Annotated in this window: 26 protein-coding genes; 7 read left to right on the forward strand and 19 right to left on the reverse strand. The window is 55.7% G+C overall.

Annotated elements, in window-relative coordinates:
* Positions 1-114 precede the first annotated feature (114 nt).
* Both aldA and ACL2XF_RS00910 read right to left on the reverse strand, forming a co-directional pair.
* Positions 115-1,557 carry an aldehyde dehydrogenase gene (gene aldA / locus ACL2XF_RS00905; protein WP_410013914.1) on the reverse strand — a complete coding sequence of 481 codons (1,443 nt, stop codon included), beginning with the start codon at positions 1,555-1,557 and terminating at the stop codon, positions 115-117.
* A gap of 327 nt (positions 1,558-1,884) precedes the next feature.
* Positions 1,885-2,169: a YciI family protein gene (locus tag ACL2XF_RS00910; RefSeq protein WP_410013915.1), complete on the reverse strand. Its 285-nt coding sequence runs from the start codon at positions 2,167-2,169 to the stop codon at positions 1,885-1,887.
* 155 nt (positions 2,170-2,324) lie between these two features.
* Between ACL2XF_RS00910 and ACL2XF_RS00915 the strand changes: the two genes are divergently transcribed.
* From ACL2XF_RS00915 to ACL2XF_RS00930, 4 genes are all read left to right on the forward strand, one after another.
* Positions 2,325-3,785: a diguanylate cyclase gene (locus ACL2XF_RS00915; RefSeq protein WP_410013916.1), complete on the forward strand. Its 1,461-nt coding sequence runs from the start codon at positions 2,325-2,327 to the stop codon at positions 3,783-3,785.
* Positions 3,786-3,881: 96 nt separating this feature from the next.
* Positions 3,882-5,174: an MFS transporter gene (locus tag ACL2XF_RS00920; protein WP_410016744.1), complete on the forward strand. Its 1,293-nt coding sequence runs from the start codon at positions 3,882-3,884 to the stop codon at positions 5,172-5,174.
* Between the two features lie 338 nt (positions 5,175-5,512).
* The gene (locus ACL2XF_RS00925; protein WP_410013917.1) at positions 5,513-5,677 is read left to right on the forward strand and encodes a hypothetical protein; all 165 of its coding nucleotides are present in this window, start codon (positions 5,513-5,515) and stop codon (positions 5,675-5,677) included.
* A 190-nt stretch (positions 5,678-5,867) separates the two neighbouring features.
* Positions 5,868-6,359: a CinA family protein gene (locus ACL2XF_RS00930; protein WP_410013918.1), complete on the forward strand. Its 492-nt coding sequence runs from the start codon at positions 5,868-5,870 to the stop codon at positions 6,357-6,359.
* A 5-nt stretch (positions 6,360-6,364) separates the two neighbouring features.
* Here ACL2XF_RS00930 and ACL2XF_RS00935 read toward each other — a convergent pair whose 3' ends face one another.
* Both ACL2XF_RS00935 and ACL2XF_RS00940 read right to left on the reverse strand, forming a co-directional pair.
* Positions 6,365-6,919 carry a sugar O-acetyltransferase gene (locus ACL2XF_RS00935; protein WP_413727816.1) on the reverse strand — a complete coding sequence of 185 codons (555 nt, stop codon included), beginning with the start codon at positions 6,917-6,919 and terminating at the stop codon, positions 6,365-6,367.
* A gap of 17 nt (positions 6,920-6,936) precedes the next feature.
* Positions 6,937-7,809 carry a LysR family transcriptional regulator gene (locus ACL2XF_RS00940; RefSeq protein ID WP_410013920.1) on the reverse strand — a complete coding sequence of 291 codons (873 nt, stop codon included), beginning with the start codon at positions 7,807-7,809 and terminating at the stop codon, positions 6,937-6,939.
* A 140-nt stretch (positions 7,810-7,949) separates the two neighbouring features.
* On the opposite strand from ACL2XF_RS00940, the gene ACL2XF_RS00945 reads away from it, so the two are divergent.
* Together ACL2XF_RS00945 and ACL2XF_RS00950 are read left to right on the forward strand one after the other, a co-directional pair.
* The gene (locus tag ACL2XF_RS00945) at positions 7,950-8,171 is read left to right on the forward strand and encodes a hypothetical protein (protein WP_413727817.1); all 222 of its coding nucleotides are present in this window, start codon (positions 7,950-7,952) and stop codon (positions 8,169-8,171) included.
* Positions 8,172-8,944: 773 nt separating this feature from the next.
* A complete protein-coding gene (locus tag ACL2XF_RS00950) occupies positions 8,945-9,622 on the forward strand; it encodes a trypsin-like peptidase domain-containing protein (RefSeq protein ID WP_413727818.1) in 678 nt (225 codons plus the stop codon).
* Between the two features lie 8 nt (positions 9,623-9,630).
* On the opposite strand, the gene ACL2XF_RS00955 is transcribed toward ACL2XF_RS00950, so the two are convergent.
* Positions 9,631-10,620, reverse strand: a complete 990-nt coding sequence (locus ACL2XF_RS00955) for a GlxA family transcriptional regulator (protein ID WP_413727819.1) — start codon at positions 10,618-10,620, stop codon at positions 9,631-9,633.
* A gap of 1,234 nt (positions 10,621-11,854) precedes the next feature.
* Between ACL2XF_RS00955 and ACL2XF_RS00960 the strand changes: the two genes are divergently transcribed.
* Positions 11,855-12,016 (forward strand): hypothetical protein, encoded by a 162-nt coding sequence (locus ACL2XF_RS00960; RefSeq protein WP_413727820.1) that lies wholly within the window; start codon positions 11,855-11,857, stop codon positions 12,014-12,016.
* Between the two features lie 116 nt (positions 12,017-12,132).
* Here the strand turns inward: ACL2XF_RS00960 and ACL2XF_RS00965 are convergent, their stop codons facing one another.
* The 14 genes from ACL2XF_RS00965 to flhD all read right to left on the reverse strand — a co-directional run bounded on the left by ACL2XF_RS00965 (position 12,133) and on the right by flhD (position 23,256).
* A complete protein-coding gene (locus tag ACL2XF_RS00965) occupies positions 12,133-12,900 on the reverse strand; it encodes an enoyl-CoA hydratase-related protein (protein ID WP_410013925.1) in 768 nt (255 codons plus the stop codon).
* A complete protein-coding gene (locus ACL2XF_RS00970) occupies positions 12,897-13,787 on the reverse strand; it encodes a 3-hydroxyacyl-CoA dehydrogenase family protein (RefSeq protein WP_413727821.1) in 891 nt (296 codons plus the stop codon). Before ACL2XF_RS00970 ends, ACL2XF_RS00965 begins: the two co-directional genes overlap by 4 nt.
* A 22-nt stretch (positions 13,788-13,809) precedes the next feature.
* Entirely contained in the window at positions 13,810-15,012 is a 1,203-nt protein-coding gene (locus tag ACL2XF_RS00975) for a CaiB/BaiF CoA transferase family protein (RefSeq protein ID WP_410013927.1), read from the reverse strand.
* Positions 15,009-16,556, reverse strand: a complete 1,548-nt coding sequence (locus ACL2XF_RS00980) for a histidine ammonia-lyase (RefSeq protein ID WP_410013928.1) — start codon at positions 16,554-16,556, stop codon at positions 15,009-15,011. The genes ACL2XF_RS00975 and ACL2XF_RS00980 overlap by 4 nt, the downstream gene beginning before the upstream one ends.
* Positions 16,557-16,593: 37 nt before the next feature.
* Entirely contained in the window at positions 16,594-17,496 is a 903-nt protein-coding gene (locus tag ACL2XF_RS00985) for an ABC transporter substrate-binding protein (RefSeq protein WP_410013929.1), read from the reverse strand.
* Positions 17,497-17,511: 15 nt separating this feature from the next.
* Positions 17,512-18,237: an ABC transporter permease gene (locus ACL2XF_RS00990; RefSeq protein WP_410013930.1), complete on the reverse strand. Its 726-nt coding sequence runs from the start codon at positions 18,235-18,237 to the stop codon at positions 17,512-17,514.
* Positions 18,234-18,884, reverse strand: a complete 651-nt coding sequence (locus ACL2XF_RS00995; RefSeq protein ID WP_410013931.1) for an ABC transporter permease — start codon at positions 18,882-18,884, stop codon at positions 18,234-18,236. The genes ACL2XF_RS00990 and ACL2XF_RS00995 overlap by 4 nt, the downstream gene beginning before the upstream one ends.
* A complete protein-coding gene (locus ACL2XF_RS01000; RefSeq protein WP_410013932.1) occupies positions 18,874-19,983 on the reverse strand; it encodes an ABC transporter ATP-binding protein in 1,110 nt (369 codons plus the stop codon). Before ACL2XF_RS01000 ends, ACL2XF_RS00995 begins: the two co-directional genes overlap by 11 nt.
* A 380-nt stretch (positions 19,984-20,363) precedes the next feature.
* A complete protein-coding gene (locus tag ACL2XF_RS01005) occupies positions 20,364-20,510 on the reverse strand; it encodes a hypothetical protein (protein ID WP_410013933.1) in 147 nt (48 codons plus the stop codon).
* A gap of 115 nt (positions 20,511-20,625) precedes the next feature.
* Positions 20,626-21,090, reverse strand: a complete 465-nt coding sequence (locus ACL2XF_RS01010) for an alpha/beta fold hydrolase (RefSeq protein WP_413727822.1) — start codon at positions 21,088-21,090, stop codon at positions 20,626-20,628.
* Positions 21,047-21,547 (reverse strand): alpha/beta hydrolase, encoded by a 501-nt coding sequence (locus tag ACL2XF_RS01015; protein ID WP_413727823.1) that lies wholly within the window; start codon positions 21,545-21,547, stop codon positions 21,047-21,049. Before ACL2XF_RS01015 ends, ACL2XF_RS01010 begins: the two co-directional genes overlap by 44 nt.
* Before the next feature lie 319 nt (positions 21,548-21,866).
* Positions 21,867-22,013: a hypothetical protein gene (locus ACL2XF_RS01020; RefSeq protein WP_410013935.1), complete on the reverse strand. Its 147-nt coding sequence runs from the start codon at positions 22,011-22,013 to the stop codon at positions 21,867-21,869.
* Between the two features lie 323 nt (positions 22,014-22,336).
* The gene (gene flhC / locus ACL2XF_RS01025; RefSeq protein WP_413721230.1) at positions 22,337-22,903 is read right to left on the reverse strand and encodes a flagellar transcriptional regulator FlhC; all 567 of its coding nucleotides are present in this window, start codon (positions 22,901-22,903) and stop codon (positions 22,337-22,339) included.
* A 2-nt stretch (positions 22,904-22,905) separates the two neighbouring features.
* Positions 22,906-23,256, reverse strand: a complete 351-nt coding sequence (gene flhD / locus ACL2XF_RS01030) for a flagellar transcriptional regulator FlhD (RefSeq protein WP_413727824.1) — start codon at positions 23,254-23,256, stop codon at positions 22,906-22,908.
* Positions 23,257-24,121 lie beyond the last annotated feature (865 nt).

Here is a 24,121-nt window from a genome sequence, read left to right on the forward strand (position 1 = left end):
CGAGGGTTATTCTAGCGCAGGCGCGGCGGCGGGCCAATCGCCGCCGGGCGCCAGGCCGGCTGGAACCCGCGCCCGGCGCCCGGCAACCCGCTCCGCCGGCGGCGCTGGCCGCCATCAGGCCTGGTATTGCAGGTACACCACATGGGTTTGCAAATACTCTTCCAGCCCGTGGCGTCCGTCGGCGCCGCCGATGCCCGACTTGCGCCATCCCGCGTGGAAGCCCTGCATGGCCTCGAAATTTTCCCGGTTAATATAGGTTTCGCCGAACTTCAGTTTTTTTATCGCCGCCATGGCGGTATTGAGGTTGGTGGTATAAATCGAGGAGGTCAGGCCGAATTCGCAGTCATTGGCCATTTGCACCGCTTCGTCAAGGGTGCGGAAGGTCGTGACCGGCAGCACCGGGCCAAAGGTTTCCTCATGCATGATATCCATCTCATGCTTTACATCCACCAGTAGGGTAGGCTGGAAAAAATAGCCCTTATCGCCCGCCCGCCGCCCGCCGGTGACCACCCTGGCGCCTTGCGCCACGGCGTTATCCACTTTGTCCTGCACGCTTTTCAGCGCGGCCGCGTCAATCAACGGCCCCATATCCAGGTTTTCTTCCCGGGCAGGATCGCCAAAAGTCACCTGGTTAAACGCCGCGGTGAGCCGGGCGATAAAGTCATCCTGAATATCTTCCTGCACATACACGCGTTCGGCGCAGTTGCAGACCTGCCCGGTATTGATGACGCGGGAGGCGACTATCGCCTTGACCGCCAGATCCAGATCGGCATCGTTCATGACGATGGCCGGCGCCTTGCCGCCGAGCTCCAGCGAGACCTTGGTAATGTTTTTCGCCGCCGCCGCCATGGTCTGCTCTCCCGCCGCCACGCTGCCGGTCAGGCTTACCATACCGACTTTTGCGTTGGCCGCCAGCTCCTGGCCCACCACCGAACCCCGGCCGGTCACCAGATTAAACACGCCGCGGGGCAAGCCGGCCTCGTGCACGATGCCGGCAAAGGCAATGGCGTTGTTCGGCGTCAGCTGGCTGGGTTTTACGACGATGGTATTGCCGGTGATAAGCGCGGGCGCCGCTTTGCGCGCCACCAGGAAAAAGGGAAAGTTCCAGGGGAGGATGCCGGTGGTCACGCCGATGGCTTTTTTAAACACAAAAATATTCTCGTTGCGCCGGTCGCTTTGTATGATCTCGCCCTCATAGCGCCGCGCCCATTCGGCCATATAGTCGAGATAATCGGCGGTAAACAAGACCTCGGTCCTGGCCAGGCCCTGGGTCTTGCCCCCTTCGGCCACGATAATATCGGTTAGCTCCTGTTCCCTGGCGCGGATGCCCTGGGCAATTTTATGCAGCCACACGCCCCGTTCCTGAGCCGGCAAGTCTTCCCAATCATGCTGCGCCCGCGCGGCGGCGTCGATGGCGTTGCGCACATCGTCCGCATCGGCGTCCGGTATCTGGGATATGACTTCCTCGGTGGCGGGGTTGAGGACATCAATCCATTTATCGCTGCGGTTGGAAACAAACTCGCCGTCGATATACATCTGTTGCTGTATTATTGCCATCGCTGCAACTCCATTAAGAAATTGTAGGGTTATTGTTGCGCATTGGATAAAAGTTTTACTCCGGCCGTCGTAATAATGCAATGGCCCCGGCGGCGGCATGGGTCCCCGCATCCCTGGCTTTTGCCGCATTTTGCGCGCAGTATCTTTGTCTTATTGCCACGAGGAAAAATAGTCTGGCAACCATTTCAAGAACGCTGTGATTAATATCTCAAAAATACCTTGTCCGGCAGACAGGCAATATTAATGTGTAATTTTGAGCAATATCACAGAAATCCATTGACCGCAGGAGGGGGCGCCAACGCGTTGAGCGTGACGCCCTGCTCATTATCAGAGCGTACGCAGGGCGCTGAGCAGTTCGCTGGTGGTGGAAGGGACAAATTCGGTTATGCTGTAGTTGGCCACTTCCTTAAAGGGGTCCTGCGCCAGGATCGCATCCAGATCGGGACGCGGCAGGGTCCGCGTCAGGATGATGCCGCCGATGCGCGGCACTTTCCTTCCGGAGGCCACAAAATCGCCGGTGGCGAAATAGTTACGCAACCAGGCGAGGTGCGCTTCCAGCAGCGCCTCAACTTTTTCCATGGGCTCTTCATACGTTAAATCAACGATAAACATCTGCGGCTCCTGCGTGATTTATGATGCCGTCAGGATAAACCTTAACAGTGGCAACCTCCACCTGCCGATGAAACCCGACCGGGATTTGTCGCGTGACAGGGACGCACTATTAACGCACTCTTTATGGCAAGAAGATGACGTACCAGGTGAACTTGATGAACAACCTGCATTGGTTGAATAAAACACGGGCCATTATTTTATTTACCCTGATGTTGCTCACTGCTTTTTTAATCATCAGCTGGAGCAGCTATGAGGTGGCCAGGCAATCGCTCAACGACGAAATCGAAGAAAACACGCTACCGCTGACCAGCGACAATGTCTATTCCGAGATCCAGCAAGATCTGTTAAAACCGATATTTATTTCTTCCCTGATGGCCCATGACACCTTTGTCCGCGACTGGGTGCTGGTGGATGGCGAGCAGGATCCGAAGGCGATGATTCGCTATCTGAGCGAGATCGATCGGCGTTTCGACACTATTTTTTCCTTTTTTGTCTCCGACAAAACCCGGCGCTATTATGATCCCAAACGGGTTTTGGAAACCGTCTCCGAGCAGGAGGATAAGGATCGGTGGTATTTCCAGATAAAAGCCACGGCCGGCGACAAGCCGTATTTTATCGACGCGCGCCCCGATCCCGAGGACCATACTCACCTGGATATCTTCGTTAATCATAAGGTTATGGATTACCAGGGCAATTTTATCGGGATTACCGGCATCGGCCTTTCCGTCGAAAAAGTCAAATACCTGATTGAAAAATATGAACGCCGCTATAACCGCACCATTTATTTCGTTGATAAAACCGGGGCGGTCATATTGCACGGCACCACCTTTAAACGGCCGCTGCAAATCCGCTTGCAACCGGGACTGGGCCCGCTCGCGACGTCGATTCTGACCGTGCCGGGCGGCAGCTATCAATATGATTACCAGGGCAGGCAGGTGCTGCTCCATACGCGCCTCATTCCGGAATTCGACTGGTATTTGATGGTGGAGCAAAGCGAGCATCCCCTGGAGCGGGTCCTGTTTATGACGCTGCTTAAGAACCTCGGCATCGGGGCCGGCGTCAGCGTACTGTTTATCCTGTTTTTATGGTTGACCATCGGCGGCTACCAGCGCCGCCTGGAAACCATGGCCACCACCGATAAACTGACCGGCATCATGAACCGTCAGGCGTTTGAGTATCGCTTCCAGCGTTTGCGGGGGGCCAGGGCGGCAGAAAACGCCCCGCTGGCCATGGCGATCATTGATATCGATTATTTTAAGCAAATCAACGATCGTTATGGTCACGGCGCGGGCGATCGGGTCATCCAGCATATCGCCCGCTTAATCCGGACGTCCCTGCGCCGCACGGATTTCGTCTGCCGCTGGGGCGGCGATGAATTTTTGGTGCTGCTTACCGAATGCAATGGCGATGAGGCGCTGCGGCGCATGAATACCCTTTCCCACGATATCGGGCAGTCGGAGGTGGTTACCGACCGGGCGGTGATAAGCGCCACGGTCAGTTGCGGCGTGGCGGAACACCGGCCAATGGAAAACCTGGACGCCCTAATCGATCGCGCCGATATTGCCTTATACCAGGCGAAAAAGGCGGGACGCAATCGCGCTGAAAAACGCGATTAGCATCGGGCAAGACGCCGCGCGCCGCCGGTATTGTTGCCAGCGCGGGCAAATGATTTATAGTGCATGTTCCTATTTATCGACAGCGACCGTGACCGTATGACTTTCTCCCGCACCGCCATTGCGGTAACGCCCGCGCAACGCAAAGCGCTGATTGCCGGCTCAGTGGGCAATTTTATTGAATGGTACGAATTCGGCGTTTATGGTTTTCTCGCCACCCTCATCGCCGCCAATTTTTTTACCCTGCAGGGCGAAAGCGCCGCGGCCAGCCTGGTGCTGACCTACGCCGCCTTCGCCCTGGCTTTTTTCTGCCGCCCGCTGGGAGCGATAATTTTTGGCCGTATCGGCGATCGCCTCGGCCGTAAGCCGACGCTGATTACCGTTATCATCATGATGACGCTGTCCACCGCGCTTATCGGCGTAATGCCGACCTACGCCACCCTGGGCGTGGCCGCGCCGCTGCTGCTGACCCTACTGCGTATGGTGCAGGGGATTTCCGCCGGCGGTGAGTTCGGCGGCGCGGTGGCGCTGATGACCGAGTTTGCTCCGCCGGGCAGGCGCGGCCTGTTCGGCGCCTGGCAATCATTCACTGTGGCCCTGGGATTGCTGGCGAGCGTGGGCATGGTGGCGCTGCTGGGCGCCTGCCTTACTCCCGATCAGCTGCATGTTTGGGGCTGGCGCATTCCGTTCCTGCTGGCGTTGCCGATGGGCGTCGTCGCGCTGGGCCTGCGCCTGCGCCTGGAGGAAACGCCCACCTTTCGCGCCATCCATCACGACGCCGCGCCGGCAGCGCCCTCGGCGCCGGCGCTGGCCGTCGTCAAGGCCATCATGCTCGGCATCGGCCGCATGATGGGCTGGTCCGCCGCGGGCTACACCTTTCTGGTGGTCATGCCCGCGTATTTGCAAACGACGCTGCACGCCAGTTTTTTACAGGCGCTGGTCGCCACCGTGCTTGGCAACGTGGGTTTCGCCCTGACCATTCTGCCGGCGGGTATGCTGAGCGATCGGATTGGGCGCAAGCGGGTGATGGTGGCGGCGATATTGGCCACCATCCTGTTTACGTTTCCGCTGCTGCATCTGCTGCAGGATCCGTCTAGCCCCCTGGCGATGAAGGCGCTTGCGGTGCTGGTCGCCGGCGCGGTGGTGGGGCTGCTGGCCGGTCCCGGGCCGGCGATGCTGGCCGAAATGTTCCCGACCCGGGTGCGTTATACCGGTCTCGGTCTTTCTTATTCGCTTTCCAACGCGGTATTTTCCGGCTGCGCGGGGCTCATCATTACCGGATTGATAAAACAAACGGGTAACATTGATATACCGGCTTATTATGTCGTTATAATTTCAGCAATCAGCCTATTGGCGCTGATAACCCTGCGCGGCGACGATCATTTGCGTTAACGCTTCAGCTAAGGGCCGCGTCCGTCCTTAGCTGAACAGGCTGTGGATCAGCTTGAGAAGCTCACTGATAAACTGTAATGTCGGCAGCATGGCATTATCCTCTGGGCAGCGGTGACAGGGGGTATGCCGGCGCGCCGGTGGCCCCGGTCTATTATTAAACATAACATCATTTCGTTCAATCCGGACGTCCCGGTTCCACGGATAAAATAAAGTTGTGTTAACCCGTGCCCGGTCTAAACTAATAATGCTAGTGCAATAAAAGTGTCTGTTGTTATTTTGCGGTCATCGGCACTTTGTATATTTCTTACCAAATCATCACCTAATGCATTGGAGTTAAAATGACCCTATATCATGAAGGTAAGAGAACGTTTGCCCCCTCCAAAGATAAAGCGCCCGTCAAGGACAAACCTTCTGAAAAAGCGAAGTCGCCGGCAAAAGCCAAAAGTGACGACAAAGATAAAAAAGACGATAAGGCCAAGGGGAAAAGCAGCACCAAAAAATAATGATGCCGCCGGCAGGGCGCACTGTTAGCCTAAGCCCATGGGCTGCTGATGTTAACTATCAGCAGCCCATGAATTTTTTATAATCCAGCTAAAAAGCGCAATGCTATAATTCAGAACACCGGCACTTTCCGTGTTGCCTCGATATTATAATATAAAAGAACAACACCACAGGTTTATGGAAACTCGACTGATGAATTCACAACTCAACGCCGCCGCCGGCGCTCTTGCCGAAACATTACGCCGGGATAGGCTCATATTGACCACCGCGGAATCCTGCACGGCGGGCCTGGTGGCCATGGCGCTGTGCGCCGTGGGCGGCAGCGGTGATTTTTTCACCCGCGGCTTCATCACTTATACGGATCGCGCCAAACATGAAGTATTGCGCGTCGGATGGCACGCCCTGGAAACCTATACCGCCGTGAGCGAACAGGTCGTGAAAGAGATGGCCGCGGGCGCGCTGCAGGTCGCAGGTGAAGATATCGCCCTGTCGGTCAGCGGCTACGCCGGACCCGAGGACGGACCTGACGGCACCCCCGCGGGCACCATCTGGTTCGGATGGGTTACGCCGGATAACAAGGTCCATGCGCAGGTAAAACGGTTCAGCGGCGATTGCGAAGCCGTTATTGAACAGGCGGCTGTTTTCGCGTTGGTCAGGATGCGCGAATTACTGCAAAATAAATAGCGTCTTCATGGCAGGGCGCGTAATACCCGGCACGGATTACCGCAGGCCACGACATTGGCGGGAATCGGGCGCGTCACCACGCTGCCCGCGCCGATGGTGGTATTTTCACCAATCGTCACGCCTGGCAGGATAATGCAGCCGCCGGCAATCCAGACATTATCGCTTAGCGTAACCGGTTCGGCCCAGCCGATATGCCGGCCGCGTTCCCCGGGGTCGAGCGGATGATGGGCGGTGTAGAGCTGCACGTCCGGGCCGATAAACACATGGTTGCCGATGTTTACCGGCGCGCAGTCGAGCAGGACAAAATTAAAATTGATAAACACATGGCTCCCGAGCCGGGTGTTCATGCCGTAATCGACCCGCAGGTTTTTCTCGATATGCACATCATCGCCGATCTGGCCGAAGATTTCCGCCAGCAGCTGCTGCTGCCGTGCCGTTTCACGATGCCCGAGGGCATTATAGCGATCGACATTATCCCTGACGGCGTGCCGTATTTCGACCAGTTCGGGATCGTTGATAAAATAATGCTCGCCCCGGCGCATTTTCTCCAATTCGCTCATTGTATTGCCGCCTTTTGTTAAGCGTTAACCATGCCGATAAACCCATCCCGCACCGGGTCCGCCAGCGTGGGGTTCCAAATCATGCCCACCTCCCAGCGGGCATAGGCTCCCTGCAGCGGGATCATCGCTATATTCCTGGGAGCGATGTGCGCGGCGCTTTCCGGCACGATGGCGATTCCCACGCCCGCCGCGACCAGCGCCATCAGGGTTTGCATATCCCGGGTCTGCTGGACCACCCGCGGGCTAATCTGGTTAAAGCGCAAATACTGTTCTATCTGCTGATACAGCCCCGGCCCTTTATCCGGCAAAAGCTGGACCCAGGGCTGCGCCAGCAGGAAATGCCGCCACATCCGCATGTCGGGGTCTCTGGCCGGCAAGGCGGATTTATTGGCCGCCAGCACCAGGCTTTCCGACATAAACCGTCGCCCCTGCAGCGGCGGATCCACCGGCAGGCGCATAAAAGCCAGCTGCAGCTGGCCGGATAATAAGCGGGCATGCTGTTGCGCCGAGGACAGGTCCTCCAAACTGACGGTCACGTCCGGATACGCGCGCCGGAAGCGGGCAATCAATTCCGGCACCGTTTTTAAGGCGGAGATGCCAAAACCGATCGCCAGGTTGCCGGTGGTCCCTTTCGCCACCCCAAGGGCATAGTGCCTGAATGTCCCTGCCAGCTCCACCAGTTCGGCGGCTTTCGGCAACAGCAATTCTCCCGGATGCGTCAGCAGGGCGCCCCGTCTTCCCCTGACAAACAGCGTGATGCCCAGCGCATGTTCCAGGGCTTTAATCTGTTTTGACAACGCCGGCTGGGTAATACACAGCTGTTGTGCCGCCTCGCGGTAGTTCCTGGTAGCCGCCAGGATGACAAAGGCGCGCAATAATCGATTATCCATTCCAAACGGTTATCAATGGCGAAATTTAAGTGATTATATTTCAATCATTTTTTGCGCTCTACTGTTTTCGGACCTAATGAATGCTCTTGTGATCCCGCTCACATAGCGTTCCGGTTATCCGGTAGATAAAGGAGAATGGCATGAAACAACAGCATTTTATCTTTTTGCGCAAGGCCGACGTCATCACCCCCCAGTCCCTGGACGATCCGGCGGCGGGCATTATTATCCGCGCGGTACTTTTGCAGGGGTTCAGCATCTCCCCGCTCCAGGTACGCGCGGCGGACAGTCGCGAAGCGCTGGACAAATTCCGCCGGGACGCGGCGGAGGCGGGCGTTTTTGTCCCGACGCGGCTGCTGGAGTAAATCCCGCCGGCGGCCGTAAGGGGCCGCCGGTAGGTTCCATTCCCCCGGCCGGACGCAAGATCCGGCAATATCCCCGTCCGGCAAAACCACGTATCCCCGCTGTTGAAAAAAGAAGCATATCGTCGTAACAATGACACCTAGGAATTTTCCTATAGTCTTAATATACTCGCGCGCTGATGAAAACGCGGGCGAATTAATATCCCCAGTTTTTGGCGATCTGTATGAAATAACTGTACCGATAAAAGCGTAACGCGATGGCCCCCGAATGTGGTCAGGACGGGTCATATTTATCAAAAATCCTAACCGGTTTACTATCAATGAATTTGTTAATTATATGTGTGATTCTTGTTTTAACTATGCTGTATAGTTTTCACCGGCATGCGCAATTTATTGCCAGCAGAAGCTTGCCTAAAAAACGGCATAAAAAAGAAATAAGATTATATGGCTAAATAAAATTACCGTTACCACCCGTAATACGACATCAGGCTTTCTATGCTGTAGACAATAGGGTGGCAACCCATGGCCGCCAGGAGTCGATGATGAACAAGGCGGCATAAAATTGGTGTAAATCAATGGTTATTTCATGGGTCATTATAATGACGTCATAGCGAACATTCCCTTAAACTCGCGTGGATAAGGATGTCATGGCATGTCCGAAATATAGAATTTCTCAATGAAAAATTGATTGACGCTATTTGTATATTACAGGGCATCATTTTCATTAGCAGTCGCAAGGCTCTTCTTTGCAATGCATGTTATCAGCAGGCACAACAGTGAAAGAAATTATCTTTATCTTGGCGTCATTATTGACGGGTTGCAGCGCGGTAGGTCATTATAATGTCGACAAGACCGCCAGTAACAAAGCGGATTTTCATTTTATCGGTATTCCTGTATTGGCGGGCGCTGTCGGCTCCAGTTTCCCGCTGACGGAAAATTACAGTCTTACCGCCGGGCATGTGGCTAAATTAATGATGGTCCGGGTAAAAGCCTATAATCCCGTCTGCGATGTGGCCATAATCTACCATAATAATAAGGGACGGGCGTTGCCCAGGCTGGAATCAGCGGTTAAAGGCGAACGCGTCAATCTTTATGGCTACAACGCCTATACGACGCTGCCCACATCGTCATCCGGCACGTTACAGGCCTTCGGCTGGTGGGATAAGCCCGGCACCAGTTGCCGGATGGGGCTGACCGACGCCGGGGGCATCCAGGGCATGAGCGGCGGGCCGGTATATGTGGCCGACGGCGCTATCGTCGGCATCTTTACCGCCACGCACCCGAAACGCAGGCAAAGCATCTTTGTCCCGTATCAAAATATCGCGGCTTGGGTGGCCACCGAAATGGACGGCAAGGACTTGGCCAGCGTGAGAAAATCAACGGCAATGCCCGACTTGCCGACGCCGGCGGCCGCGCTCCCCGTGGCCAGAGTCGCTGTCGGCGGGCTACACTGACGGGACGTTCAGTCCTCTTTGGCCAACTGTTGCCGATAGGCCTGGGGGCTGATGCCGATATTGCGCTGAAATACCCGCCTGAGCACATCCGCGCTGGTAAAGCCGCATTTGGCCGCAATCTTATCCAGGTTCATGGTGGTCATTTGCAGGTAGCGCTGCGCGGTTTCCAGGCGGATGTTCTCGATATATTTCGCCGGCGTCGTGTTCAGCTCATGTTTAAATATTCTGATCAGGGTGCTCCGGCTCATGGCCAGCTTATCCGCCAGCACATCAACGGTAAGTTCCTGGGCTAAATGCTCATGTATCCAGGGTTGCAGCGTTTTCAGGCTGCGGTGGCTGGAGTATTGCGCCAACAGTGAAAAACTGAGCTGAGCCTGATCGGCGGGCCGGCGCAGGAACATCACCAGCTCCTTGGTCACTTCCCCCGCCAGCCGGTCGCCATGATCGTCGGCGATAAGGTTAAGCGCCAGATCAATGCCGGAAGACATGCCCGCGGAGGAATATATTTTGCCATCCTTGACCCAAATGGGCTGCTCCTCCACATGAACTCCGGGATGATGTTTAGCGAATTCATCCAATACGCGCCAGTGGGTCGTCACGTGTTTTCCTTCCAGCATGCCCGTCTGGGCCAGGGCGAAGATACCGCCGGAGACGGTGCAAATGCGGCGGGCCCGGCTTTCCTGGCTGCTGATCCATTCAATGGTATGCGCCGGATACAGGCCGAATGATGCAATAGTGGTGGTGATGATCAACGTATCGATAACGAACGTATCCCATTTTTTATCAGTCAGGGCGGAATGGCCCAGCAGGCTTATTCCCGCTTCAGTTTCGATGGTTTTATCCGGTCCGGCGGAGACCAGTTCCACCTGGTAAGGGGATTTATTTTCCGCCAGCGTATTCGCCAGACGAAACGCTTCCATTGGACCGGCGACATTTAAAAGATCGATCGGTGGAATACCCAGAATCACTATTTTTTTTGTGGGTATGCGATTTGGCATGCTTAATGACCTTGTGCGGATAAACAAGTGTTGCAATAGTAGTGGTTAACATCTGACGCAAATCGTCGGTAAATTGGAAATTTGCTACCATTGGCCTTAATTTTTATAATCATCTGCAAGGTGGAAAAGTTGTGAATATTAATAGCCGGATAGTAAGATAATGTAAAGCGCCTTGGCAAGGATTTGAAATGATTAGATACATTTTAATATATAAGTAATATTTATTTCCGCTGTTTAAGCGGTCAGCAAAAAATGGACAGTATGGCAAGAAAAAACACTTAAAACATATATTATTAATTACTTTAGGATATATTCATTTTTACAGCAGTGCCGGAAAGCCCGGCGCCAGCAGAGCTGAAAATTAAGTATATTTATGAAATTAAACGTTTTTATTATTAAGATCCACTGAGGTTTATGATGGTTTATCAGATTTTACTGAGATATAATTAAACAGCGTTTTCCGCGAAGACGTACTGTGCAAGGCAGGGGAATTATCGTGCCGGGGATGGAATTTCATTTTTATATTCATTAATCATTCATTACGTAATCCTGCGCAATGGGCCGGATCGGGCAAGCGATGACGGCATTAACGCCTTTTAAAGTATGGCGGATCATGCCGGGTAAATATCAATCCGGGATGGTGTTTTACCGAATAGTCATCCCGCCGTGGCGGCGCAAGACAATATTGGCTTTGGCGTTACATGAATGTTAAATGCGTAACAATTGTTCTGCGATAATGCATTATTACGGCAAGCGAGAATATGTCCCGGCCGAAACAGTCCTCACTTTCCAGGCGGCAAAGGGTTAACGTCGCCAGGGAAACCCGCTGGCGTATTTACCTAATGGGTTCCATTAAATGGAACTGGAAATATAAATCCGGCAAATAACCGCCGTTCAGTTTTAAAGAAATTCCCGCTCAGGCCTGCGCCGAATTCACGTCGCCCCTTTGCCGTCTTCGCGGACGGTGTTCCCGGGGCGCGGTGCGCGTCCCGGGACGGGCGGGGAGATCGTCGCCGCTACTCGCGCACTTTCACCGCAATAACGGTCATGACGATGGCATAGATGATAAACGCCGCAACGGTTGCCATGATTCACCTCCTTCTTAAGGTTAACTTAAGAAATCTTACCCCCGGCCACGAGCAAAAATTAAACAAAAAATGTCATGCGGATCTGCTTGTGCGCCGCTGGCATGTGACAAGATTCCAGGTCAAATTTTTTACAGGAGTCATCACTGGTGACTTTAACGGTTAAAAAAACCTTGAATGTGGGAACGGAGACAGATGAACAGCTCAAATACGAAATGGTCTCCGGCGGTACCAATCAGGGCATCCGCGCCACGGCGTACCGCGAGATTGTCTTAGGTGAGGCCAGGCGATGGCACCAAACGCCGCGCTGATCCTGCATCCCCGCCTGTTGTGAGCGCCGCGCCCCCAATGCCGGCTTCCCGGCTGGCCAAGGCGCGGTTTTTGTTTACCGGCGAACCCACAGGCTTGCGGCCGTCGCGATAACTGATTAGCGCCCGCTGAATTGCGGCGGGCGCCTTGCCGCCAGCGCGCGCATGCCTTCGTCGCGATCGTCGCTGGCGGCAATCAGCGCCGACAGCGAACGCTCATAGCCGATGCCCGCCGTCAACGGCATATCAAAACTCGCCAGCACGGCGCGTTTGGCCATTTTAACCGCCAGCGGGGCCGCCGCCGCCACGCTATGGGCAATCTCCATCGCAACGGCAATCAATTGCCCGGGCGCGGCAATGCGGCTTATCAAGCCCGCCGCCAGCGCTTCGGCGGCGCACAGACGGCGCCCTGTCAGGATCATGTCCATCGCCATGGCTTTACCGGCCGCTTTGACCAGCCGCTGCGTGCCGCCCGCGCCGGGAATGATGCCGATATGCGTCTCGGGCAGCCCCAGCCGCGCGGTATCGTCGGCAATAACAATATCGCATAACAGCGCCAGTTCCAGCCCGCCGCCCAGCGTGTGGCCGGATAACGCCGCAATCAGGGGGGTGTCGATGGCGGCGATGCGATCCCATTTTTCGCTGAAGCCGCTGACATAAAGCGCAACGGCGGATGCGCCGGCCAGTTCGCCGGTATCGGCGCCGGCGGCGAAAGCCCGGGGACCGCCGGAGATAACCACCGCGCGGATATCCGCATCGGCATCAAGCGACGAGAGTTCGGCGTAGAGTTCGTCCAGCATGCCGGCGCTCAGGGCATTCAGTTTTTCCGGCCGGTCCAGCTGGATATGCGCCACGGCCCCGTCGCGGCGACAGGAAATAAAGCTCATGACGACCTCTTCGCGGTCAGCAGGCTAATGATGTCGTTGCGGTGTTCCATGCCGGTTTTGATTTCTTCCTCGCTCCAGACATAAAAGCCCCGGCCGCTTTTTACACCGAGATGGCCTTGCTTCACCCGATCCAGCACCCACGCGGGCAAATGGGTATCGTTGGCCAGCTCCGGCAACAGGATAGCCGCCACGTTGCGCACGGTATCCAGCCCGGCGAAATCCATTAATTTCATCGGCCCCATGGCGGACCAGCGGGGCGCAAGGGTGCTTTGTACCGCGAAATCCACGTCCTCGACGGTGCCTATGCCCGCCGATACCAAATGCAAAGCCTCGCGCAGCAAGGCGTATTGCAAACGGTTGACGATAAATCCCGGCACGTCTTTGTCGACGGCGATGGTCGTCTTTCCCAGCGCGCGGCACAGCGCCGTTGTCTGCTGAAAGGCGGGCTCGCCGGTCAGCGGTCCCCGCACGATCTCAAGCATCGGCATCACGTCCGCCGGGTTAAACCAGTGCAGGCCGATAAACCGCTGCGGCCGCCGCAGAACGGTGGCGATAGCGCCGATCGGCACGCTGGACGTATTGGTGGTCAGCAGGCAGTCATCGCCGACATGCTGCTCAATCTGCCGGAAAACCTCCTGTTTCAGCGCCAGGTTTTCCGCGATGTTTTCCGACACAAACCCCGCACCGGACAGGCAATCCGCTAATACGGTGGTGAAGGTCACCGGCGCGTCCCCCCCGGCGAGGGTCCGGATCACCGGCTCCGCTTTCTCCAGCGAGGCGGCAGTGCGCGAATAGAGCGAAACGGCAAAGCCCCGCGCCGCGAATACCGCCGCGATGCGTGTTCCCATGGTGCCGGCGCCGATTACGGCGATTTTATTTGGCTGCATAGCGTTTTGCTCCGTTGCCGGGTTAAATAACACCGCGTTGCTGGAGTTCATCCAGCTCGCGCTCGCTCAGGTCCAGGATGTCGCCCAGGATGCCGCGGGTATGCTCGCCCAGCCGCGGCGGCATCAGTTCAGGCGGCTGCGCCATGCCGCTCAGCTTGACCGGCTGGGGGAGCAGGCTGATTTCGCCGGCGGTGGGATGAACGACTTTTTGCAGTAGTCCCCGCGCTAAGGCATGCGGGCTTTGCAATACCTCGTCCAGCCCCCAAACCGGCGCGGCGGGAATACCCGCCTGGTCGAGCAGCGTCACCGCCTGCGCCACGTTTTTATCCCGCAGCCACGCCTCGATATAACCGCGCAGCTCGGACTGATGTCGCAGCCGCTGCGGATCGGTGGCGAAGCGCGCGTCCTTATCCAGCCCGGGCTGGTCAATGGCCGCCGCCAGACGGGCGAACAGGCTGTCGTTGGCGACCGCGATGACCACGTGGCCGTCGGCGGCCCGGTAACTGTCCATCGGCGCGCTGATGGGATGCGCATTGCCCAGGCGCCCGGCGGAGGGTTTGCCGCCCAGCAACTGGGTGAGCGAGACCATTTGCAACGAGACCATGGCGTCGAGCATCGCCATGTCCACCTGCTGGCCGCGGCCGGTGATGCCCCGTTGCAGCAGCGCGGCCAGCACGCCCCATGAACAATAAAGCCCGGCGACGACATCGCCGATGGCGTCGCCGACGCGGGTCGGCTCGCCGTCCGGCCAGCCGGTCGCCTGCATAATGCCGCCCATGGCCTGGATGACGTGATCATACGCGGCCTTATGCGCCAGGGGGCCCTCCTGGCCGAAACCGGAAATGCTGGCGTAGATAAGCCTGGGATTGATTTCACTTACCGCGCCGTAATCAATGCCCAGACGCCGGGTCACCCCGGGGCGGAAGTTTTCCACCAGCACATCGGCCGTTGCGATCAATTGCTCCAGCAGCCGCCGGCCCTCGGGGGTTTTAAGATTCAGGGTCAGGCTTTTTTTGCCGTGGTTGAGCAGCATGAAATAACTGCTTTCGCCGCCGATATGCGGCCCGAAATCACGGGAATCATCGCCTTTGCCCGGCATTTCTATTTTAATCACCTCCGCGCCCAAATCATTTAGCAGGGATGCGCAATAAGGACCCGCCAGTACGCGCGAGAGATCGAGCACCCGGATGCCTTCCAGCGGCCGCGGTGAAACGGGGATCGTCATAGGCGCGCTCCCGTAGCGGCGCCATCGGCCAGCACGGGTTCCAGGGCTTGCGATAACCGGCCGTCGGCGATCAGCCGCCGGATGGCCAACATATCCGGATACATCTCGTCGTCCCGCTGGCGGAACGGCACTTCCCGGCGTATTACCGCCAGCACCGCCCGGGTTCCCCGCGCGGGGCGCAGCGGCCGATGGAAATCAATGGCCTGGGTGGCGCAGAGAAGTTCGATGGCCACGATATCGACGGCGTTTTGCAGGGCATCCAGCGCTTTACGCGCCGCCGTCACACCCATGCTGACATGATCTTCCTGGCCCGCGCAGGTCGACACCGTGTGAACGCTGGCGGGAGAGGCCAGGGCGCGGTTTTCGCCAGCCAGCGCCGCGGCGACATAAGGCGGGATCATCATGCCGGAATACGCCTCGCCTTCCTGGATCAAAAATGCCGGCAGACCGCTGAGGTGGCTGTTGGTCAACCGGTCGGAACGCGCCTGCGACGCCGTGCTGAGCTGCGCAACGGCGATCGCCAGCGCGTCAAGACACAGGGCGGTGGGCGCGCCATGGCCGTTGCCGCCCGGCAGAACCTGCAGCTCGCCGTCCTCCACCAGAAATACCGGATTATCGGTGACGGAATTGATCTCGGTGGTCAATACCTGCCGGCACCAGGCCAGCACGTCGCGTACCGCGCCGTGAATTTGCGGAATGCAGCGCAGGCTCAGCGCATCCTGCACGCGAAAATCACGATAGCGGTCCAGTATTTCACTGTCCTGGAGCAGGCAGCGCAGGATGCGCGCCGTCTCCAGTTGGCCGGGATGCGGACGCAGCGCGTGCAGACGGGCATCGTAACCACGGATATTGCCTTTCAACGCCTCCAGGCTTATTGCGCCGGCCGCGTCGGCGACCGGCAGCAGCGCGGTAAATTCCTCCACCGCCAGGCATCCCAGGGCGGTGATTTCGTATGTGCCGCTGACCAGGGCATGTCCCTCGCGCGGTCCCGGCGTGCGCATCTCGATACCCGCCCGGCGCAGCGCTTCCCCGCCGGGCAGCAGTTCCCCCTGGTACCAGGCTTTGCCGTGGCCGAAAACCGCCAGGCCGATATGCGCGGTGGCTATCAAATACCCCACCGACCCTTTGGCGGGCGCCCAGGGAATAACACCCCGGTTCAGCATCATCGCCATGCTGGTCACAAGAGACGGACTGACGCCGCTATAACCCTGCAACAGCGATTTAATCATTACCGCCATCATGGCGCGCACTTCCCGGGGCGCCAGATCCGCGCCGGTGCCGCAGGCATGGCTTTTCAGCATGTTCAACTGCACGGCGGCGATTTGCGGCGAGGACAGGCGCTGGGTAACCAGATCGCCCACGCCGGTGGTCAGGCCGTAAATCACTTTATCCGCGGCCAGCGCCCGGTTGATTTCCTGGTGCACCGCCGCCATGCCCGCCAGCGCCGGCGGATCGAGCCGTACCTCGGCGCCTGCGGCAATCGCGGCGATATCGCCGGTGGTGGTCGCGGTTTTGCCTAACAGAATGCTATCCACTAAAGCCATATCATGCTCCCGACCGGATGGTTTTCATTCACCGGCATTATTTATCCAGGCCGTGCTGGGTCAGCCATTCCTTTGCCACCGCATCGATACTGTCAAAATTGGCCAGTTTGCCGTTCATGACAATCAGATCATCGGTGGTAAGCTGGGCGGAAATCTTATTCAGCGTGTCACCGACCGGGGCGCTGAGTTTGTCGGCGGCAATCAGGGGCACGATATTTTGCGCCGGGAACAGATGCTTGGGATCCTCCAGGGCCACCAGGTTATTTTTTTTCATCGCCGGGTCGGTCGAGGTCATATCCGCCACCTGGATTTGATTATTGACCAGCGCCGACAAAGTCAGCGGTCCCGCCACATCCAGTACCTTGAAGTTTTTAAAGGTCAGGCCGTAAATGTCTTTTAAACCCTTCACCCCCTCGCGCCGGCTTTTCCATTCCGCCGGTCCGCCCAACACCAGTTTGCCGGCGACGGGCTGCAGGTCGCTGATGGTCTTCAGGTTATATTTTTTGGCGGTTTTGTCGGTAACCGCCAGCACGTCGCTATCCTGCGCCCGGGAGATGGACAGCATCTTGATCTTGGCGGGCAGGGCTTTACCCAGCGCGGCCTCGACATCTTCCACGCTATGGGCCTGGGTTTTCTCGTCCAGATAGCTCAGTGTCGCGCCGCTGTATTCCGGGATTAAATTAATGGAACCGTCCAGCAAGGCGGGCATATACACTTCCCGGCTGCCGATGTTTAATTTCTTTTCCACTTTGATATTTTTCGCGGCCAGCGCGTCGGCATAGATCGTGGCCAGCAACTGGCTTTCCGGAAAATCCGCCGATCCCACGATAATGGTCCCGATATCGCCGGTCGCGGACGTTTTATCATCAGCCGATGCCGGGGCGGTCTGCAATAAAACGGCGGAAAACAACGTTGCTGCGAGCAATTGATTCATTTTCATTTTGACGGGCTCCGGTTAATGATATAGGCGATTGATATAGTGGGTTAATAGAATAAAAGGCTTACGCCGGCGCTCGCGCCGCTGTATGCCGGATGAGACCATGAAACGAATGAACAACGAGAAGATAAAATCCACCGCCAGGGCCAGCGCGCCCACCGTAATGGCGCCGGCGACCATCTGCGGATAATCGTTTTGCGCGCGGCCGTCGATAATCAACCGGCCCAGGCCGCCCAGCGACACATAGGCGGCAATGGTGGCGGTGGAGACAATCTGCAGCGCCGCGCTGCGAATGCCGGACAGGATCAGCGCCAGCGCGCAGGGAATTTCCACGGTCAGCAGCAGGCGCCAGGGTGAATACCCCATGCCGACGGCGGCGTCGATAACGCTGGGATCAATGGCGGTCATGCCGGAATAGATCCCCATCATAATCGGCGGCAGCGCCAGTATAATCAGCACAATTAGACAGGGGACGATAAACGCCAGATCCGATTCGAACACCGGGCCGAAAATAATGACCAGTAAAATAATCAGGCCAAACGTGGGCAAGGCCCGCATGGCGTTGGCGATACCGATAAGCGTGCGTGTGCCTTTGCCGGTATGGCCGACATAACAGCCAATGGGAAAAGCGATAATCAACGCGATAAGCAACGCTTCGGCGCTGTAAATAACATGCTGGGTGATTAATACCAGCAGGCCGTCATCGCCCAGCCAATGGGCGCTGTCCATAAACCACGCTATCATCGTCCGCTCCGTTTAGGTTTCCAGGCCGTGATCTTATTCGCGCCCAGCAGCAGTAAATTATCGAGAACCAGGGCCAGCGCGATACATAAGACGATGCCGGCGATAATCGGCGTCAGGAAATGCAGCTGGAACCCCTGGGTAAACAGCGCTCCGAGCTGCGGCATGCCCACCACCGCGGCGATGGACACGATACTGACATTGGATACCAGGACCACCCGCATCCCGGCGGCGATAACGGGAACCGCCAGGGGGAGCTCCACCAGCAAGAACCGCTGCAGCGGCCGGTATCCCAGGGCCACGGCGGCCTGGCGGGTGTCTTCCGGCACGGAATCCAGCCCGTCGCATACCGTGCGCACCAATAATGAAAACGCGTACAGCGTCAGCGCAACCACCACGTTAAGCGTGTCGAGAATTCGGGTGCCAAGGATCCCCGGCAGCAGCACAAACAACGCCAGGGAGGGAATGGTATAGAGCAGTCCGAGCATATTGAGCAGCAGGTTCTTGATATGCGCGCTGCGATAGATAACGATCCCGGCCGGGATGGCCAGGATTAACCCAATCAATACCGGCACCACGGACAAATACAGGTGCCAGCACAGCAGGTTGAAAATGGTGTCTTTTTGCGCCCAGAGCCAGTCAAACCGCATGGCGTTGCTCCACGTCCATCGGTTGACGCGCGGCGCCGAACGCCTGCTCGATATTCACCGAACCGAGTAATTGCCGGTTATCGTCAACGACGATCCCCCGGCCGGAAGGCGAGCTCAGCACCGCGTCCATCAGTTGCCGCAGCGAGCCGCTCAGCGGCGCAAACGTACCGCTCAGGTTAATGTCGCCGGCCAGGATATGGCTTTTTGGCTGGGCGACATCAAACCAGCCCAGGGGCTGGTTGTCAGCGGTCACCAGTATCCACCGGCCCTGCGCCCGCTCACGGGCCTCGGCGACCGGCATCCCCACGGCGGCGCAGGGTTCGCTGGACAAGGCCAGGCCGGAGGGGATGGCGCTAAAGGCCAGCTTACGGTAGCCACGGTCCCGGCCGATAAAATCGGCGACAAACGCATCGCCGGGATGGTTAAGCAGCCTAGACGGCGCGTCGATCTGCGCCAGCCTGCCGCCGGGCCTGAACACCGCCACCCGATCGCCCAGCTTCATGGCTTCATCAATATCGTGCGTGACCATAATAATGGTTTTACCGATATCGCTTTGCAGGCGCAGGAATTCATCCTGCAACTGCTCGCGCACCACCGGATCCACCGCGCTGAAGGGCTCGTCCATCAGCATGAATTCCGGATCCGAGGCCAGCGCCCGGGCAACGCCTACCCGCTGCTGCTGCCCGCCGGACAATTGCCAGGGATAACGCTGGCCCATCTCCGGCGACAGGCCCACCCGCGCCAGTAAATCCAGCGCGGTTTTCCGGGCGGCATGCCGCGTCGCGCCGTTAAGGCGCGCGGTAACGGCGACATTATCCTGTACGGTTTTATGCGGGAATAAGCCGGCATTCTGGATGACATAGCCTATCTTGCGCCGTAGCCGCACCACATCCATATCCTGCGTGGATTGCCCATTGAGCGTAATCACGCCCGAACTCGGCTCAATCAGCCGGTTGATCATGCGCAGCGAGGTGGTTTTGCCGCAACCGGAGGGGCCGACCAGAATGGTGATTTTTGCCGTAGGCGCGACAAAAGACAATCTGTCCACGGCAACGGTGCCATCGGGGTAAAATTTGGTGACATTGTCGAATGCGATCATGGCTTATCCATCAAATTTATAATCCGCGCTGTAAAATCAGGCATGTATATTCTTGTATGTACAACCAAGCAATTTAGATGCCAACTCCAGTCGGATGTCCGCCCGCCCGCAGCGGTGGCGGGACGCCCCGTTGCCTGCGCGATGATGAGTTAGGGCGGGAGCCTGGATGTTCCATCATGTAGCGCGGCGCACTGTAATGAGGCACCGCCATCAACAGAGTTTGCCTAATGGGTAAGGGGGTATGGATAAAGAGGGGAGGGGCTTGGCGTGGGCGCGGCTATGCGACCGCCATAAGCGCAAAAAAAAACGCAAATCCATGATCATATCTTGATATGGATTTGCGCCTTGATGAAAAATTTTGTCTTACTTTTACCGCGCTATTATTCCGCGGTATTGACATGCTGGTTAGAACTTTGCGTTACCGGATAGGTATTGGCATAGCTCTGGTAGTCACCGCCGGCGGCCATGGAAACTGCGGGGGCGAGCATGGCGGAAATAAGGGCTAAAGCTGCGATGGTCTTTTTCATGATTGATATCCTCTCGTTCTGTTTGTACGGGTGAAAGCCTTTCGCTTTCGATGTGATTAATATAATGCTCATTAATTAAATAGTCTAGTGAATAAATTTGTTTTTATTGTTCAAATTATTTGATTTGATGTGGGGTTTGTCCGCTATTCGACCTGACAAAAAGCGCAATGGCTTCAATAACGCCCGGAGCCAGGGGAAGGTTCGCATCGGCATAGGCGGCCAGATTGATGCTGGGCTCATCAACTGCGACCCGTTTAAGCACATGATTGGTGTCGGGGATCAGGAGAAGGGTAGAGGCCGGCGCGAACTGATGGAGACGTTTGGCATCCGCAATACCGACCTGGAGATCGCGTTTTCCCTGCAGTATCAGCACCGGCTTGTTAACCTGCTTGATGAGTTGCGCGGGATCTAAGGCAAAGAGGCTGATCAGGAAGGATTGCACCGCCGGCCGGAATAACGCCTCCAGGGCCGGCGGCACTGCTCTGGCATCTATGAGCTGGCCGGACGAAAGCGCGGCGATCGCCTTGGCGGCCGCGTCAAGCAACGGCGCGTTGGCGGGGTTGGCGCGCAACTGGGACATCAGCACTTCGCCCGCCGGCTCGGCCGGGGCATGCGACCAATATCAGCCCGGCTATATGTTCCGACGCTCGTGTTAGTGCGCTAAGCGCCACTAAACCGCCTTCACTATGGCCAAGCAACCATACCGCGTTTGTGCCGGTACGCCGGCGCAGGGTGTTAATCCAGTTGTGAATGTCATCGACATAATCAGCGACGGTCACCGCATCCGGGTCCGGTACGGCTGCCGCGCTGGCAAACATGCCGCGCTTATCGATGCGTGCGCTGACTATCCCCTTGGCGGCCAGTCCTTCCGCCAATAATTTATAGGGCGCGGCTTTTATTCCCAGTACGCTATTGCCGTCGCGATCCGTTGGGCCGGACCCCGGGATGATAAGGACCACTGGCGAACACTTATCTGGCACTCCACTAAGGGTTCCCTTAAGCGGCCCCATTGGACCTAACGCGTCAATAGTGCTCATCGGAGTTAACCCGCGCCGATAAAGTTAACATAACCGGGGAAAACCCCGGCAAATCAGCTGAATTCAATAAATACAAATACACTGGGATCTCGCAGGCAACGTTTACTGACACTGAATCTTATAGCCCAACGGCCATGTTGTCTCTTATTTTGCGGGCATACGGGTCACGTTGCGCCGGCTGGCGTGGCCCAGGCGGCGCTGATGGCAAATCATGCTGGCAAGGCCACTCAAGGCGGGCAAAAAAAATCGCAAAACCACGACTTTTGCGCCATGGTTTTGCGATTTAATCAATTTTTTTGTCTTTTACTACATGACGCCCTTATTCGGCGGTATTGACGTGATGATTACTGCTTTGCGTCACCGGATACGTGTTGGTGTAGCTTTGGTAATCACCGCCTGCCGCCATGGAAACTGCTGGAGCAAGAACGGCTGCGATAAGGGCGAGGGCTGCGATGGTCTTTTTCATGATTGATATCCTGTGTGGTATGAGTGAAAGCGTTTTGCTTTCGATGGAATAAATATAACGCTCATTAACATAATGGGATATCGAATAAATTCGCTGGTGTTGTTCAAATTAACTGATTTATAGACCAGGTGGTATAGGCCACGGATAACCTCAGGCGGTTAGCCGCGGTGGCGTCATAACAGCAATGCGGCGAGACGGATGTCCTGGCGAAAAAAAAACCTGTCCGGCGCTCTTAGCCTGGGCGCGTATGCCACTCATAATATGCCGATTTCAACAGTCCGTTTCATGCCTTTCAGCCAGCGTGATAAACAGGGGGGCATTAATTAGTACGCATATTGTGGCGTTATCGCTGGCATTTCTGATTCGGGCATAATTTTACGTCTTTTTATGGCCCGCGACGGCGGCTGGCATAAGCTGCAGACAAACCCATAAACCGGATGATGGGCATAAGTGACAAAATGGCCCTGACAATGGCTACAGGGCGTTAATTGCAGCATGCCGCTATTGACAAAGCGTACCAGGGTCCAGGCGCGGGTCATGGTCAGCAGCGGTAACTCGTCCACCTGCGGCGGGCACTGCTCCAGATAGAGGTGATAAGCCTGGATAATTATCGCTATATCGCTGGATTCGCCGTTTTTCTTTAATGCCCGGAAGATATTATAAAACATAGAGGAGTGGATATTCTGCTCCCATATCATATACCAGTCGGTAGAGAACGGCAGCATCCCTTTCGGCGGAGGGCTACCGCGCAATTCCTTATAGAGTTTGATTAATTTGGGGCGGCTGATCTGTGTTTCACATTCCAGCATCTGGAGACGGGCCCCCAGGGTGATCAGTTCCATGGCCATTTGGATATCTTTTGCTTCCTGAATGATGCTTTTATAGGTCATGGTCACCCCCTTGGGTTAGGTAAAGGCACTATTTTTGCGCTTGTACGTTTTGCTAACACAGTCGACAAAACAATACCCGTATGAAGTTGCTGCAATTCGTCAATCCGCGACTCTTGGGTCAGCAATCTGATGGTCTGATGTTCATCAAAGCGAAACAGGCATAAGAGTTGACTGGCTTCCGACAGTTTCGTCATTTGTGATGGCATCAGCTTTTTCAGCGTATCGGCCATGTCTTCATCAATACCCAGGCGAAACATTGCGGCGGCTTTATCCTGATTAATCAAGCGTTGCGCCAGAAGTAAATAGGAAAAATTAAGATCGAAGATATATTGGCGAATTTCTTTGGCGTTCATTTTTTCATCCTGACAATCACCGTTAATCATAATTAGAGTATTGATATTATTATTTATATAAAACAAGCACTAAAGAATAACAATCCAACGCATAACATCACACATTCGGTCATATTCGTCTCTCTTTTCCTGATTGCTGCTAAAAATAGCCTGGTATCACCGGGCAATTATTCACTATTAACTAGCCGGAGAGCTCGTCTGTCATACATTAGTTGTATGACCAACCAAATAGATGAGATGCCATTTATTTTCATGAAAGTTAACAACTGATACCTTCTCGCAACCAAGAATTAAGTGTGAAGCCATCAATATTTGACTTAATTGCTGCGAGGATAATAGTAACAAAGTATTAATTTTATATTAAGACAACGCGTTTAATTAAGCAAATGTTACAGCGATCGACATATTAAATAAATATCTATAAAAATCAACCACTAATGATTTATTGACTTTTTGCTATTTTTTAGTAATAGCTGATATTAAAAATATTAGCTTGGTAATTAAATTGAAGTGTTAAATATTTAGGCTCTTTATTTTGCTTAAAGTGCATTTAACATGAATTTTTAGTGGCAAAATTGTGACTTAATCAAAATTATATGCAGTAAGTGAATCCATTCGCGCTCAGCCGAGCGTAATAAGGTAATAGTGTTGCGGTATTTTAACAATTACCTATTAAGCCAGCGTATGCCGTAATGATAATTAATACCCTACTGCGCATAACATACCCGGCAACGGCTTTCCACAGTGTGTAAAGGTTGTATCGCTCAGCGACGGGTGAGTAAGCAGGGGCGGCTTGCGTGCGGCAGAGGGTGCGTCAATCCGGGCGCCTCTCCCGGCCGGTGTTTTTTTTTGGGTCTTCCCCTGT

This window comes from Sodalis sp. RH19, from assembly GCF_047324215.1.
In the GTDB taxonomy this organism is placed as follows: Bacteria; Pseudomonadota; Gammaproteobacteria; order Enterobacterales; family Enterobacteriaceae; genus Acerihabitans.

What these genes read in the sequence shown, in the direction of transcription:
- ACL2XF_RS00925 (WP_410013917.1), top strand. Translation starts at nt 5,513, where the DNA reads ATGACCCTATATCATGAAGGTAAGAGAACGTTTGCCCCCTCCAAAGAT.
- flhD (WP_413727824.1), bottom strand. Translation starts at nt 23,256, where the DNA reads ATGAACGCCAAAGAAATTCGCCAATATATCTTCGATCTTAATTTTTCC.
- ACL2XF_RS01005 (WP_410013933.1), bottom strand. Translation starts at nt 20,510, where the DNA reads ATGAAAAAGACCATCGCAGCTTTAGCCCTTATTTCCGCCATGCTCGCC.
- flhC (WP_413721230.1), bottom strand. Translation starts at nt 22,903, where the DNA reads ATGACCTATAAAAGCATCATTCAGGAAGCAAAAGATATCCAAATGGCC.
- ACL2XF_RS00945 (WP_413727817.1), top strand. Translation starts at nt 7,950, where the DNA reads ATGAAACAACAGCATTTTATCTTTTTGCGCAAGGCCGACGTCATCACC.
- ACL2XF_RS00935 (WP_413727816.1), bottom strand. Translation starts at nt 6,919, where the DNA reads ATGAGCGAATTGGAGAAAATGCGCCGGGGCGAGCATTATTTTATCAAC.
- ACL2XF_RS00965 (WP_410013925.1), bottom strand. Translation starts at nt 12,900, where the DNA reads ATGAGCTTTATTTCCTGTCGCCGCGACGGGGCCGTGGCGCATATCCAG.
- ACL2XF_RS00910 (WP_410013915.1), bottom strand. Translation starts at nt 2,169, where the DNA reads ATGTTTATCGTTGATTTAACGTATGAAGAGCCCATGGAAAAAGTTGAG.
- aldA (WP_410013914.1), bottom strand. Translation starts at nt 1,557, where the DNA reads ATGGCAATAATACAGCAACAGATGTATATCGACGGCGAGTTTGTTTCC.
- ACL2XF_RS00985 (WP_410013929.1), bottom strand. Translation starts at nt 17,496, where the DNA reads ATGAAAATGAATCAATTGCTCGCAGCAACGTTGTTTTCCGCCGTTTTA.
- ACL2XF_RS00970 (WP_413727821.1), bottom strand. Translation starts at nt 13,787, where the DNA reads ATGCAGCCAAATAAAATCGCCGTAATCGGCGCCGGCACCATGGGAACA.
- ACL2XF_RS00995 (WP_410013931.1), bottom strand. Translation starts at nt 18,884, where the DNA reads ATGCGGTTTGACTGGCTCTGGGCGCAAAAAGACACCATTTTCAACCTG.
- ACL2XF_RS01010 (WP_413727822.1), bottom strand. Translation starts at nt 21,090, where the DNA reads ATGTCCCAGTTGCGCGCCAACCCCGCCAACGCGCCGTTGCTTGACGCG.
- ACL2XF_RS01000 (WP_410013932.1), bottom strand. Translation starts at nt 19,983, where the DNA reads ATGATCGCATTCGACAATGTCACCAAATTTTACCCCGATGGCACCGTT.
- ACL2XF_RS00915 (WP_410013916.1), top strand. Translation starts at nt 2,325, where the DNA reads ATGAACAACCTGCATTGGTTGAATAAAACACGGGCCATTATTTTATTT.
- ACL2XF_RS00955 (WP_413727819.1), bottom strand. Translation starts at nt 10,620, where the DNA reads ATGCCAAATCGCATACCCACAAAAAAAATAGTGATTCTGGGTATTCCA.
- ACL2XF_RS00980 (WP_410013928.1), bottom strand. Translation starts at nt 16,556, where the DNA reads ATGGCTTTAGTGGATAGCATTCTGTTAGGCAAAACCGCGACCACCACC.
- ACL2XF_RS00920 (WP_410016744.1), top strand. Translation starts at nt 3,882, where the DNA reads ATGACTTTCTCCCGCACCGCCATTGCGGTAACGCCCGCGCAACGCAAA.
- ACL2XF_RS00975 (WP_410013927.1), bottom strand. Translation starts at nt 15,012, where the DNA reads ATGACGATCCCCGTTTCACCGCGGCCGCTGGAAGGCATCCGGGTGCTC.
- ACL2XF_RS01020 (WP_410013935.1), bottom strand. Translation starts at nt 22,013, where the DNA reads ATGAAAAAGACCATCGCAGCCCTCGCCCTTATCGCAGCCGTTCTTGCT.
- ACL2XF_RS01015 (WP_413727823.1), bottom strand. Translation starts at nt 21,547, where the DNA reads ATGAGCACTATTGACGCGTTAGGTCCAATGGGGCCGCTTAAGGGAACC.
- ACL2XF_RS00990 (WP_410013930.1), bottom strand. Translation starts at nt 18,237, where the DNA reads ATGATAGCGTGGTTTATGGACAGCGCCCATTGGCTGGGCGATGACGGC.
- ACL2XF_RS00930 (WP_410013918.1), top strand. Translation starts at nt 5,868, where the DNA reads ATGAATTCACAACTCAACGCCGCCGCCGGCGCTCTTGCCGAAACATTA.
- ACL2XF_RS00940 (WP_410013920.1), bottom strand. Translation starts at nt 7,809, where the DNA reads ATGGATAATCGATTATTGCGCGCCTTTGTCATCCTGGCGGCTACCAGG.